This window comes from Rathayibacter sp. AY1F2, from assembly GCF_002930885.1.
In the GTDB taxonomy this organism is placed as follows: domain Bacteria; phylum Actinomycetota; class Actinomycetes; order Actinomycetales; family Microbacteriaceae; genus Rathayibacter.
In genome coordinates, this window is record NZ_PSVG01000015.1 from 18,410 (window position 1) to 30,614 (window position 12,205).

Consider the following 12,205-nt stretch of genomic DNA (forward strand, 5'->3'; position numbering starts at 1 on the left):
CGCGTCACTCCTCCCGGGCGTCCGCGCGCCACGGCCCCATTGTGGCCGCCCGGAGAGCAGCCCGGACAGCCGCCGGGAGGATGCGGCTAGCGGCCGGCCTCGTGGATGTCGCGCGCCTTGGTGACCTTCGCCGGGTCCACCGGGTTCATGCCGAGCACGATCTTGCCGCGCGAGTGCCGCTTCTCGAGGTCGTCGAAGGCGTCCTGCACCTGGTCGAAGGGGTAGAAGCCCGAGACGAGCACCCGCAGCTTCTGCTCGCCGACGAGGCCGACCAGCTCGCCGAGGATCTCGGTGTCGCGCTGGGCGGTCTCGGCGTCGGGCCAGACGGCGCGCAGCTCGATCTCCTTGCGGTCGTCGCTGGAGTGGAAGCGGCCCGCCGCGATGCCGAGCTCGTCGGCGAGGGCGTCGTTCTCCCCGCCGAAGTTGTCGAGGAACACCGTGACCCCGCCGGGCGCCGCGGCCCGGATGCGGTCGGCGATCCCGTCGCCGTAGACCACCGGCTTCACGCCGATCTGGCGGAGGTAGTCGAAGTTGCGCTCGCCGCAGGTGCCGATCACCGTCGCGCCGCGGAGCTTCGCCAGCTGGATCTCGAGACTGCCGACTCCTCCGGCCGCCGCGGAGACGAGGACGGTGTCGTCGGGTCCCACATGCGTGGCCTCCAGCGCGCGCCACGCGGTCACTCCGGCGAGGAACAGCGCGCCGCCGACCTCCCAGCTCACGGAGGCGGGCTTGGCGACGAGGTTGCGGCGCGGCACCACGACGTGGGTCGCGTGGGAGCCGACGAGCGCGTGGCCGACCACGTCGCTGCGGAGCTTGATGTCGGTGACGCCCTCACCGAGGGCGACGACGACGCCCGAGAAGTCGGTGCCCTGGCGCATCGGGAAGGCCGCGGAGTGGTCGGAGTCGAACTGGCCCTGCCGGATGAACGCCTCCATGTGGTTCACCCCGGCGGAGAGCACCTCGACCAGCACCTCGCCCGCCCCGGGCTTCGGCCGCTCGACCTCGGCGATCTCGAGGACGTCCGCGTCGCCGAAACGGCTGTACTGGACGACGCGGGCGGCGGTGGGGCTCAGACGGGACATGCGCTCATCATCCGCCCCCGCCGCCCGAAGCCCCCGACCCCCGAACGGGGGCGTGCGACTCAGGAGGGGTCGCTCGGGCAGTACAGCTGGGTGCGCGGACCGGAGCGGTCGATGACGTGCTCGGACATCGGCCGGCCGCAGAGCGGGCATGCCTGCCCCGCGGGCGCCTCCTGCTCGGGCTGGTCGTACGGGCCGAGCGGCGGCGGGCCGATCCAGGGGAACAGCCGCGCGTTGAAGCGCTGGTAGAGGGAGCCGGTCTTCTTCCGCGTCATATCCTTAGTGTACTAACCATCAGGGCACGATGAGAGGATGACGCCGTGGAAACCGACCCGCTCGCCCTCCAGAACCAGGTCTGCTTCTCCCTCGCCGTCGCGGCGCGCACCGTCATCGGGCTGTACCGCCCCGTGCTCGAGCCGCTCGGGCTCACGCACCCGCAGTACCTCGTGATGCTCGCGCTCTGGGAGCGGAGCCCCCGCTCGCTCGCCGACCTCGGCTCCGCGCTCCGCCTCGAGCCGGCCACGCTCAGCCCGCTCGTGAAGCGCCTGGAGGCGAGCGGCCACGTCACGCGCGCCCGGAGCAGCGACGACGAGCGCCGCCTCGACGTCGCGCTGACCCCCTCCGGAGCGGCCCTCCGCGAGCAGGCCCTGCAGGTTCCTCCGCAGATCGTGGAGCGGCTCGACGTCCCCCTCGAGGAGCTCACCGCGCTCCGCGACAGCCTCACCGGCCTGATCGGAGCCGCGACCCGCGACGGCCGCTGACCCCCCGCTCGGGGCGCCGGCCGCGAGGACGCCGGCCGTCGCTCCCCGCCGCACCGGGAAACTCCCGGTCACAGCGCGGGATCAGCCTCCGCTCGGCCCGCTCCCGGCCGTCTTGACTGCCCCCTCGCACGGAGTAGTGTCATCGCTCGTGACACACGAGGGCCCCCCGTCCGCCGCGGACGGATCATCGGCCGACGCGACCGAGCTGCGCACCGCCAAGCACTTCTTCATCGGCGAGCCGCTCCCCAGCGACAAGCTCGAGGGACAGCTGCTGCAGAAGCGGCTCGCGCTCCCCATCTTCGCCAGCGACCCGCTCTCCTCCGTGGCCTACGCGCCGCAGGAGCTGCTGATGATCCTGCTGCTCGGCGGACTCTCCTTCCTCACCTTCGCCCCCTGGGTGGCCGCGTGCGTGGTCGTCCTCCTCGTGGTGGTGGTGCTGAGCTACCGCCAGCTGATCCGGGCCTACCCGTCCGGCGGCGGCGACTACGAGGTCGCCCGCACCAACCTGGGCGAGACGGCGGGCCTCACGGTCGCCGCCGCCCTCCTCGTGGACTACGTGCTCACCGTGGCCGTGTCGGTCGCCTCCGGAGTCGACAACATCATCTCCGCGGTGCCCGAGCTGGCGCCGCTGCGGGTCGAGCTGGCGATCCTCTTCGTCGTGCTGCTGGCGGCCGTGAACCTCCGCGGCGTCTCGGAGTCGAGCCGCGCCTTCGCCGTCCCGACGTACCTCTTCGTCGCGAGCGTCTTCGTGATGGTCGTCGTCGGCCTGGTCCGAACCGCCTTCGGCGACACCCCGGTCGCGGAGTCGGCGGGCTTCACCGTGCAGGGCGAGCAGCTCACGCAGGCGGCCGTCGTCCTCCTGCTGCTGCGCTCCTTCGCGAGCGGCTGCGCGGCGCTCACGGGCGTCGAGGCCATCTCGAACGGTGTGCCCGCGTTCCGCGCCCCGAAGGTCAAGAACGCCCAGCGCACCCTCGTCGCGATGGGCACGATCGCGATCGTGCTCTTCGTCGGCCTGACCGCCCTCGCCCTGCTCTCGAACGTGCACTACGCCGAGAACGCCTGCCACCTGGTGGGCTTCGCCGACTGCGCCACGACCCCGCAGCGCTCCGTGATCGCGCAGGTCGCCGCCGCCACGTTCGGCAACAACACGATCCTGTTCTTCATCATCCAGGCCGCGACCGCCGCCGTCCTGCTCCTCGCGGCGAACACCGCGTTCAACGGCTTCCCGCTGCTGGGCTCCGTGCTGGCCCGCGACGGCTACGCGCCCAAGTCGCTGAACACCCGCGGCGACCGCCTCATCTACTCCAACGGAGTGATCATCCTGGCGCTCGTCGCCGCGATCATCCTGCTCGTCTACCAGGCCTCGCTCACGAGCCTCGTGCAGCTGTACATCATCGGCGTCTTCGTCTCGTTCACGCTCGGGCAGTCGGGCATGGTCAAGCACTGGGTCCGGATGATCCGCAACGGCGAGGGCTCGCGCACCGTCTACACGAGCCTGGCCATCAACCTGTTCGGCGCGACGCTGACGTTCGCGGTGCTCGTCGTCGTCACGATCACGAAGTTCACCCACGGCGCCTGGCTCGTCTACCTGGTGATGCCGATCCTCGGCGTCCTGATGGCCGGCGTCTACCGCTACTACCGCGACGTCGAGAAGGAGATCGAGGTCGACCCGACCACGACCTTCGGCGCCAACGGCGACCACGCGATCGTGCTGGTGGGCCGGATGAACAAGCCCACGCTGAAGGCGCTCGACTACGCCATCGCGGCACGGCACGAGACGCTGGAGGCGGTGCACTCCTCCATCGACGACGCGCAGACCGCGCAGCTGAAGGCCGACTGGGCGCAGATGGACATCGAGGTGCCGCTGCGCTGCGTGGCCTCGCCCTACCGCGACATCTCGTACCCGCTGATCAAGTACATCAAGGCCCACCGCCTCGAGCACGGCTCCGAGATCACCACCGTCTACATGCCGCAGTACATCGTCGGGCACTGGTGGGAGGCGTTCCTCCACAACCACAAGTCGCGGCGGATCCGCCAGAAGCTCCTGCTGGTGCACGGAGTGACGGTGGCGCTGGTCCCGTGGCTGCTCGACTCGTCCGAGCTCATCTACGGGCGCCGCTCCCGGCCGATCCCCGGCCAGACGCGCCGCGGCGAGCCGGTGCGCCCGGTGACCCGCCGCCCGATCCCGCCCGCGTCCTCGCTCCCCCAGGGTGCCGCCGGCGAGGGCGCTCCGCGCATCCCGCAGCGCCCGGCCGCGCAGAACCGGCCGCGCTCGAAGCGGCGCTGAGGCGGCGGGAGCTCCCGGCCGGCGGGGCCCGGAAACGGGTAGAGGGCCCGCGGCGTGTGCCGCGAGCCCCCGATTTCCCCTTAGTGCCTTCCCCCGAAGGCGGCCCGCCCCAACGGGCCGTGTCCGACGCTATCGGTGGGCTATGCACCGGCGCATCCTCCTCGCGACGGATGCCCGTGCTCCCTTCAGACGACAGGCTCGTCCTCCGCCGTCTCAGACGACGGCCCCGCGCGCCCCTCGGCCGGTGAGCCACCAGACCGCCGCGACGGCGACCGCGGCCGCCGCGCCGCCGCCCACGAGCAGGATCGCCGCCCGCACCACGTGCGCCCGGTAGGCGGCGTCGAGCGGATCGATGCCCGCCCCCGCCAGCACGATCCCGGCGGGAACCACCGCGGCCGCGAGCACCACGGCCGCGGCCGCGATGCGCACCGGCTGCCGGCCGTCGGAGCGGAGCTTCCGGGGACGGCGACCGACGTACCAGACCACCGCGCCGATCCCGAGCCCGAGCAGCCCGAGCACACCGCTCGCGTACTGCGCCCACCGGAAGCCGGGGAAGGGCCCGAGCTCCTGTTGCAGCAGCGGGATCGCCGAGACGAAGAGGCCGCCCCGGTGGGTGAAGCCGTCCCACATCACGTGGCTGGCGGCTCCGATGGCGATGCCGGCGGCCGCGAAGACGAGCACGCGGATCCACGCGGCGGCCCCGCGGGGCGGCGAGCGCCGGGGACGCAGGCGCGAGCGGACCAGCGCGGGCGCGAGGTCGCGCCAGGCCGGAGCGACGACCGCGCTCCACAGCGCGAGGCCGAGCATCCCGAGCAGCAGGTCGACGGTGACGACGCCGAGGAGGGAGTGGGTGGACTCGCGGGCGACGGCGATCGGGAGGTACATGCCGATGTCCGGGACCATCGCGCCGATGGCCACGGCCGCGGCGGGGATCCGGCCGTTCGAGAACGCGAGCGCGACGACGGCGTGGCTCGGCGTGAAGGGCATGACACGCACGCTATCCCGGCGACGCGACCGGCGAGTGTCCGCGTCGCGAAGCGCGCGTCACCGATCGCGGTCCGGCTCCTGCGCTCCGCTCCGGCTCGTCGGCCTCCCGGGGCCGGCAGCCCGAGGAACGTGATCCCCAGGACGAGGAACACCGGCCAGACCGGATTCCCGAGGACCGCGAAGACCGCTCCCGCCGCGAGGAACAGCGGACCCGTGACCGCGTTCCAGCGCCGGGACGCCTCCTCCGACGAGATCCGACCCGAACCCTTCCCGTGCTGTGCGCGCGCCATCCCTCACGCTAGATCGCCTCCGCGGGGCCCGCCTCCCCCGTCCGGCGGAGCCGCGCGCTCGGGGAGCTCCGAGCGCGGCGACCGTAGAATCGTCCGGAAGTCCGGCCCTCCGGGCCCAGCGGCGACGGATCGGAGCGGGTGTGCGGAAGGCGTTCGCGATCCTCCGCCTGGCCCTCGCCGGGCTGGGCGCGGTCGGACTCGTCGGCGACTTCTTCTACACCCTGGGCTTCCGCGCGTTCCAGATCGACAACTTCTTCGCCTACTTCACGACGCAGTCGAACATGGCCGGGGTCGTGGTGCTGGGCCTGTCCGGCCTGGTCGCCCTCGCGCGCGAGCGGGAGCCGCGCTGGCTCAGCACAGTGCGGGCGCTCGTGCTCACCTACATGGTCGTGTCGGGGATCGTCTTCGGGCTGATCGCGGTGGAGGCCAACAACCGCGGCGTGCGGGTCGACGTGCCCTGGTCGAGCGCGCTCCTGCACTTCGTGATCCCGACGCTCGCGATCCTCGACTGGATCCTCGGACCCGGCCGCCGCCCGGTCGCCTGGCGCGGGGCGCTGACCGTGCTCGGCTTCCCGATCGTCTGGGGCGTCATCACCCTGGTCCGCGGGGCCCTCATCGGCTGGTACCCGTACTTCTTCCTCGACCCCGGCCAGGTCGACGGCCCCGTGATGTTCGTGCTCTACGACGTGATCGTGCTGAGCCTGATCTCCGGCATCGCCGCGTTCGTCCTCGCGCTCAGCCGGGTGCGGCCGCTCGGGGCGGCGCACGCGTCGGAGTGGCGGGGCCCGCTGGCGCGGCTCCGCGAGCTCGTCAGCCGGGGACGACGGCGAACGGCTCGAGCGCCGTCTGCGCGAGGGTGACCAGCTCGTCGTCGCTGAGGTCCTGCAGCGAGAGGGCCTGATCCGCTCCGACCAGCCCGACGAGCACCGCCTCGCCGGTCGACGGCTGAAGATTGAGCCACTCGGTGATGCCCGCCTCGGAGCCGACGAGCGACCAGCGCGCGGGGGCGTCGGCCTCCCAGAACGCCTCGTCGAAGCGCAGCCACAGCGTCTCGACGACACCGGAGCCGAGGGCTGCGACGGCCGCGCGCTGCGCGAACGGGAGCGGCGGGTCGAAGGCGATCGCGTCCGTCTGGAGCACCCCGATCGGCACGGTGACCAGCACCCGGTCGGCTGTGAACGACTCGCCGGTGCCCAGGCGGATGCTGACGCCGGTCTCCGTGTAGCCGATGCCGCTCACCACGGCGCGCAGCGAGACCTCGACGTCGGCGAGCAAGGTGTCGACCAGGGGCGCGAGCCCGTCGGTCAGCAGCGCGTCGCCGGAGTCGTCGCTCAGCTCCTCCGCGGTCGTGGCGGCGGAGGCGTCGCCCAGTCCGTACCAGGAGGAGAGCTCCTCGGGAGCGGCGCCGGTGCGCAGCGCGGTCGTCCCGGCGAGGTGCGCCGCCACGCGGACGGCGTCGCCGTCGCCGGAGCCCGGCTCGGCCTCGGCGGGATCGGGCGCTCCGGAGCCGGCGAACGACTCGGCGAGCGCCAGATCCTCCGGCTGCTCCGCTCCCCACTCGAGAGCACGGGTCAGGGCGTCGGCACCCGTGGTGCCGGTGTCGAGAGCCGCGCCGTCGGCGTCGCTCGAGCGGACGTCGGCGAGGTCGACCGCGGTCGTGACCACGCCCGCGTCCGCGATGCTCTCGCGCAGGGCGGCTCCCGCGCCGGTGAGGGCCCAGGCTCCGGTCTCGACGGCGATCGGCCAGCCGTCCGGAGTCGCGGTGGCGATGCGGCCGCCGGTGCGCTCGCGCGCCTCGACCACGGTGACGTCGAAGCCCGCGTCGGACAGGCGCCGCGCGGCGACCGCTCCGGCGAGACCGGCCCCGACGATCGCGATCCGCTCGCCCTCGTCGGCGACGGCGCTGATCTCGGCGGCCGCGCGGACCCCGGAGCTCCAGGCGCCCTGAAGCGTGCCGGGCGCCTCCGTGTCGGTGGCCTCGCCCGCGAGGAAGACGCGGTCGAGGACCGCGGTGCCCAGGTCGGTGCGGTGCTGCGGCGTCGCGCCGACGGGCAGGTAGGAGACGGAGCCGAGCGCGTACGGATCCTCGGCCCAGGCGGAGCGCACGAAGGCGGCCGGCGCGGGGACGGCGGTGGTGCTCGGCGTGGGCACGGGGGCCTTCGTGACCGAGCGGGTCGGCGTCGGACGCGACGGCGTGCAGCCCGCGAGGGCCAGGAGCCCGACTCCCGTGGCGGCTCCCGAGAGGAAGAGGCGGCGTCCGATCGTCATCCCGGACATCCTACGTTCTCGGCGTTCGGCCGGGGCGGCGCGGGCGGCGTGGTGCTGACGCCACCCTGGCACGCGGCCCGCTTCGAGGTGCGGGGTGACGGCGGAACGGCGAGCGGATAGCGTCGGGGCAGCGCGGACCGGGCCGCGGCGACGGGGGACGCGGCATGGACACGACACGGACGCGGACCGCGACGACGACGACCGGGGCCCCTCCCCGCAGTCACCTCCATGCGGTGCTGCTCGGCGCACTGGGGATGATCGTGGCCCCGCTGCTCATCGTCCTCGCGACCACGGCCTGGTCCTCCCCCGGACCGGAGGAGTACGTCCGCATGGCGCTCGGCTCGGTGGTCGCGGCGTGCGTCTCGGTGGTCGGCGCCTGGTGGCTCGCCTTCGAGCGGCGCAGCGCCGGGGCACCCGGTCGCACCTGGTTCTGGGGAATCGCCTGCCTCGTCACGGTCAATGCGGTCTCGACCGTCGGAGCCGCCGCCGACCGCCTCACCGGCCTGATCACGGGCTGAGCGGGTGGACGTCCAGGCGCGGTCACCGCGCTCGCCTCACTCCTCGGCGACCGCCCCGATGGCCCCGAGTCCCGCCTCGAGCGAGCGGCAGCAGCATCGGCGCCGGTGATCGCCCCGACGAGACGACCGAGCGGCTCCGGCTGTTCCGTCCCGCCGAGAGCGATCTGGACGAGCTGTGGCGGCTGTACTCCGACGAGCGGATCGCGGCGGGCGACCCCCTCCTCCGACACGGCTCCGTCGAGCAGACCCGGGCGGTGCTCGCCCGCCGGACGGCGCAGTGGGAACGGGACGACCTCAGCAGCTGAGCCGTCCGGCTGCGGAGTCCCGAGGGCGGCGCGGACGGTGCGATCGGGATCGGCGGATGCACCCTCCTCACCGACACGGCCTGGAACGTCGCGTTCACCGTCCATCCGGACCACTGGGGCAGGGGGTACGCCCAGGAGGTCGCCTCCGCAGGGATCGCTCGGGCGCGGCGGCTCCGGCCGGAGCTCCCCGTGACCGCGGTCGTCGCGGAACGGAACGAGCGATCGCACCGCACGGTCGCTCGACTCGGTCTCGAACGGAGGTGGGCGGGCCCCGACGCGCACAGCCCTGACCCCGCGGCTCGCATCGTGCTCTCCTCCGACCGCCTCCTCTCCGACGATGAGATCGGCCGCCTCACGAGCTGAAGGCGCCGCGTAGCGCTGATCGCCGCAGGCAGCAGCGGAGCCGAGACGCCTGCGCGAGACCGGGACGTCACGTTCCGGTGCGCCTCCTGGCCCCATCTTTCTTCCCGGCGGGCGGCGCTGCGCACGAGTGGGTGGGTGGGCGGCGCGGCACTCGCGCTGACCCCTCTCGCGATCGCGCTCGGCTGGCGAGTCGGGGCAGGAAGGGCGCGGAGGTACTCGCCGGACCGGGCATCCGAAGCCGGTCGCCTCGAGGGGCATTAGCGTCGTCGGATGGCGAGCATCACGTACCCCGCACCCCTCCGCGCCGGAGGCCGGGTGGAGGTGCCCGCGCCCTCGATGGGAGTCCCCGCGCACCTGCACGACCGGCTGCAGGACGCCGCGCGCCGACTCGGCTCGGCGGGATACGACGTCCGGGTCCGGCCGCACGCCCTCCTCGGCGGACTCGCTCCGGCGTCCGCCGCGGATCGGGCGGCCGACCTGCACGACGCCTTCCGGAGCGGGGACGCGGTCCTTCCTCCATGGGGCGGCGAGCTCGCCGTCGAGCTGCTGGAGAGGCTCGACTGGCACGCCCTCGCGGAGGCCCGGCCCTGGTTCGTCGGCTGGTCGGACGTCTCGACGCTGCTCCTGCCCCTGACGACGACGACCGGGCTCGCGACGATCCACGGCGCCAATCTGATGGACGAGCCGTGGGAGCTGCCGGTCGGGTTCCACCGCTGGACGGAGGTCGCCGGCCTCGAGCCCGGAGCCGCGTTCACGCAGCACGCCGCGCCGCGACGCCGGAGCCGTCCGTGGGGTGCGTGGGCGGACGAGCCGCTCGACCGCGATCGGGCCTACGAGGAGCCGGCCCGCTGGCGCTCGCTCGACGGGGCAGCGGACGCGGCGATGTCCGGCCGCTTGATCGGCGGATGCCTCGAGACGGTGTCCCTGCTCGCGGGCACGCCCTACGGCGACGTGCCGGGCTTCGCTCGCCGCTACGCGCCGGAGGGCACCGTCGTCTACTTGGAGGCGGCCGGGTCCGACTCCGTCTCGGTGCTCCGGATGCTCACCTCCCTCCGCCTCGCGGGCTGGTTCGAGCAGGCGACCGGCGTCCTGATCGGCCGGACCGAGGGCGCGTCCCTGCCCGAGCTGAGCCAGGAGGACGCGGTGCAGCGCGCTCTCGGCGATCTCGGCGTGCCGGTGATCCTCGACGTCGACACCGGGCACCAGCCGCCGCAGATGCCCCTGGTCAACGGCGCGCTCGCCGAGATCGCGCTGAGCGGGCCGACGGCCTCGATCACGCAGCGGCTCGTGCCCTGACGGCGCGTGCGGAGAGATCCCGTCGAGCAGTGCCAGCGCCTCGCGGCCCGGTCGTTGCCGCTCCCGGCCCTCCTCCGCCCGCCGAGCGCAAGGCCGAGCGGCGGGGAGGCGCCGAGTGGTAGACCTGGGGGCATGAGCAACGACATCCGCGCACTCGCCGAGGGCGAGAGCTACCTCGCCTTCTTCCAGGGCGGGCCGTTCGACGGCCAGACCGAGAACCGCGTCAGCACCGAGGGGGGCTACGAGAAGGAGGTCGACGTCTACGCCGCCGTCGACGGCCAGGAGACGCACCTCGTGTACAACGCCGTCTCCGCGAAGGAGGTCGGCGAGGCGGTCCACGTGACCTACTCGATCGACACTCCCGACTCCGACCCGATCGAGGACCCGGAGGACCGCGGCGGCGGATTCCAGTAGTCCGCACCACCCTTCGGATGCCGCTCCGGCGTCGCGCTCAGCGCGGCCGGGGCGGCATCGGCATGTGAGGACGCGCCACTCCGGAGACCACGCCTCCCGCCGCTCCTAGGATGATGGTTCCTCACTGTCTCGGCCGATTCAGGTCCGCGTTCCTCGGGAGCCGCCGTGTCCGATCCGCTGATCCGCCCGATGCCCCTCCGCGGCGACTCCGCCCGGCACTGGCTGCGGGCCCGCCACGCCGAGGCCGGGCCCGACCCCGCGTTCGCCGTCACCGGGCAGGAGGCGGCCGCCGAGGGCGTGCTCCTCCGGCGGATCTGGCACACGGCCGGCACGATCGACTTCCGCCCGAGCCCCCGCGCCGACCCGGGGTCGGTGGTGCTCCTGCTCCCGCTCGAGGGCGCGTTCACCGTCACCAGTCGGGAGGAGCGGGAGTTCGTCGGCCGCGGCACCCTCGCGGTGCTGCCCGCCCGATCGGGAGCGTCGATCAGCACGAGCGCACCCAGCTCCCGGCTCGTCCTGGTCGTGCGGCCCTCGGGCGACGCGGATCCGCCCGCCGGCCTCACCGTGGTCTCCTCCCCCGCAGCACCGGTGCTGGTCGCCGCCGCGAACGCCGTGCTCGACGCCGGGCTGCCCATGAGCCCCGGGCTGCACACCGCCCTGCGGGGCCTCGCCGCGGCCGTCGTCGCGGAGTGACGGGAGCTGTCAACCCTCCCCGCCCCGGCCATCCGCTCGCAGGGACGTCCTCGAACATCATGTGACGCCGATCGTCGGCGCCGGAAGGAGCACTCGCCATGGCCGAGATCACCGCCCACCACGGACTCTTCAAGGACACGGACCTGCACGTCGACGACACCGGCGGATCGGGCCGCCCCGTGGTCCTCATCCACGGCTGGCCCCTCTCGGGCGAGTCGTGGAAGGAGCAGGTCCCCGCGTTCGCCGAGGCCGGCTACCGCGTCGTCACCTACGACCGCCGCGGCTTCGGGCGCAGCGACAAGCCGCTCACCGGCTACAGCTACGACACGCTCACCGAGGACCTGCACACCCTCCTCACCGAGCTCGACCTGCAGGACGTCACCCTGGTCGGCTTCTCGATGGGCGGCGGCGAGGTCGCCCGCTACTTCACGAAGTACGGCGCCGATCGCCTGCACAGCGTCGTCTTCGCCTCGGCCGTCCCGCCGTACCTGATGAAGACGGACGACAACCCGGACGGCCCGCTCGAGAAGGCGCAGGCCGCGCAGATGACCGCGGGCCTCACGAAGAGCGAGGACGACTTCTACGACCAGTTCACCACCGACTTCTTCTCGGTCGACGGCGTGCTGAAGGTGACGGAGGAGCAGCGCCAGGAGGCGATCGCTCTGGCGAAGCAGTCGGCCAAGCACGCGGCCCTCGCCTGCATGACCGCGTTCGCGACCACCGACTTCCGCGAGGACCTGCCCAACGTGTCGGTGCCCGCGCTCGTCATCCACGGCGACGGCGACGGCACGGTTCCGTTCGAGGGCTCCGGCGCCCGCACCCACGCGGCGATCCCCGGCTCCGAGCTGCACGTCGTCCACGGCGCCCCGCACGGAGTGACCGTGAGCCACCCGGAGGAGTGGAACCGCGCCGTCCTGGAGTTCCTCGCGAAGTAGCGGCGGCAC

General features: G+C 73.4%; 13 protein-coding genes. 9 read left to right on the forward strand and 4 right to left on the reverse strand.

Annotated features, from left to right (window positions below):
- Nucleotides 1-86: 86 nt before the first annotated feature.
- Nucleotides 87-1,082: an NADP-dependent oxidoreductase gene (locus C5C54_RS11910; RefSeq protein ID WP_104238704.1), complete on the reverse strand. Its 996-nt coding sequence runs from the start codon at nucleotides 1,080-1,082 to the stop codon at nucleotides 87-89.
- A 59-nt stretch (nucleotides 1,083-1,141) separates the two neighbouring features.
- Nucleotides 1,142-1,354: a hypothetical protein gene (locus tag C5C54_RS11915; protein ID WP_104223750.1), complete on the reverse strand. Its 213-nt coding sequence runs from the start codon at nucleotides 1,352-1,354 to the stop codon at nucleotides 1,142-1,144.
- Nucleotides 1,355-1,399: 45 nt separating this feature from the next.
- On the opposite strand from C5C54_RS11915, the gene C5C54_RS11920 reads away from it, so the two are divergent.
- Nucleotides 1,400-1,840 (forward strand): MarR family winged helix-turn-helix transcriptional regulator, encoded by a 441-nt coding sequence (locus C5C54_RS11920; RefSeq protein WP_104223751.1) that lies wholly within the window; start codon nucleotides 1,400-1,402, stop codon nucleotides 1,838-1,840.
- Between the two features lie 205 nt (nucleotides 1,841-2,045).
- Nucleotides 2,046-4,127, forward strand: coding sequence for an APC family permease (locus C5C54_RS11925; protein ID WP_104223800.1), 2,082 nt, complete (start codon nucleotides 2,046-2,048; stop codon nucleotides 4,125-4,127).
- A gap of 213 nt (nucleotides 4,128-4,340) precedes the next feature.
- Here the strand turns inward: C5C54_RS11925 and C5C54_RS11930 are convergent, their stop codons facing one another.
- Nucleotides 4,341-5,114 carry a DUF4184 family protein gene (locus C5C54_RS11930; RefSeq protein ID WP_104288431.1) on the reverse strand — a complete coding sequence of 258 codons (774 nt, stop codon included), beginning with the start codon at nucleotides 5,112-5,114 and terminating at the stop codon, nucleotides 4,341-4,343.
- 430 nt (nucleotides 5,115-5,544) lie between these two features.
- Here C5C54_RS11930 and C5C54_RS11935 point away from each other — a divergent pair, with 430 nt between their 5' ends.
- Nucleotides 5,545-6,264 carry a Pr6Pr family membrane protein gene (locus C5C54_RS11935; protein WP_104233845.1) on the forward strand — a complete coding sequence of 240 codons (720 nt, stop codon included), beginning with the start codon at nucleotides 5,545-5,547 and terminating at the stop codon, nucleotides 6,262-6,264.
- Here C5C54_RS11935 and C5C54_RS11940 read toward each other — a convergent pair.
- The gene (locus C5C54_RS11940) at nucleotides 6,215-7,672 is read right to left on the reverse strand and encodes an NAD(P)/FAD-dependent oxidoreductase (RefSeq protein ID WP_181127886.1); all 1,458 of its coding nucleotides are present in this window, start codon (nucleotides 7,670-7,672) and stop codon (nucleotides 6,215-6,217) included. The two genes, C5C54_RS11935 and C5C54_RS11940, sit on opposite strands and share 50 nt — an antisense overlap.
- 164 nt (nucleotides 7,673-7,836) lie before the next feature.
- On the opposite strand from C5C54_RS11940, the gene C5C54_RS11945 reads away from it, so the two are divergent.
- The 6 genes from C5C54_RS11945 (at nucleotide 7,837) to C5C54_RS11970 (ending at nucleotide 12,196) form a co-directional block, all read left to right on the forward strand.
- Nucleotides 7,837-8,190, forward strand: coding sequence for a hypothetical protein (locus C5C54_RS11945; RefSeq protein ID WP_146078830.1), 354 nt, complete (start codon nucleotides 7,837-7,839; stop codon nucleotides 8,188-8,190).
- Between the two features lie 347 nt (nucleotides 8,191-8,537).
- The gene (locus tag C5C54_RS18525) at nucleotides 8,538-8,858 is read left to right on the forward strand and encodes a GNAT family N-acetyltransferase (protein ID WP_374953286.1); all 321 of its coding nucleotides are present in this window, start codon (nucleotides 8,538-8,540) and stop codon (nucleotides 8,856-8,858) included.
- Between the two features lie 270 nt (nucleotides 8,859-9,128).
- Nucleotides 9,129-10,154: a S66 peptidase family protein gene (locus C5C54_RS11955; RefSeq protein WP_104288434.1), complete on the forward strand. Its 1,026-nt coding sequence runs from the start codon at nucleotides 9,129-9,131 to the stop codon at nucleotides 10,152-10,154.
- Nucleotides 10,155-10,286: 132 nt separating this feature from the next.
- Complete coding sequence (locus C5C54_RS11960; protein ID WP_104223758.1) at nucleotides 10,287-10,568, forward strand: oligoribonuclease; 282 nt, start codon at nucleotides 10,287-10,289, stop codon at nucleotides 10,566-10,568.
- A gap of 165 nt (nucleotides 10,569-10,733) precedes the next feature.
- Nucleotides 10,734-11,261: a hypothetical protein gene (locus C5C54_RS11965; RefSeq protein WP_104288435.1), complete on the forward strand. Its 528-nt coding sequence runs from the start codon at nucleotides 10,734-10,736 to the stop codon at nucleotides 11,259-11,261.
- A 98-nt stretch (nucleotides 11,262-11,359) separates the two neighbouring features.
- Complete coding sequence (locus C5C54_RS11970; RefSeq protein ID WP_104288436.1) at nucleotides 11,360-12,196, forward strand: alpha/beta fold hydrolase; 837 nt, start codon at nucleotides 11,360-11,362, stop codon at nucleotides 12,194-12,196.
- The last annotated feature ends 9 nt before the right edge of the window (nucleotides 12,197-12,205 follow it).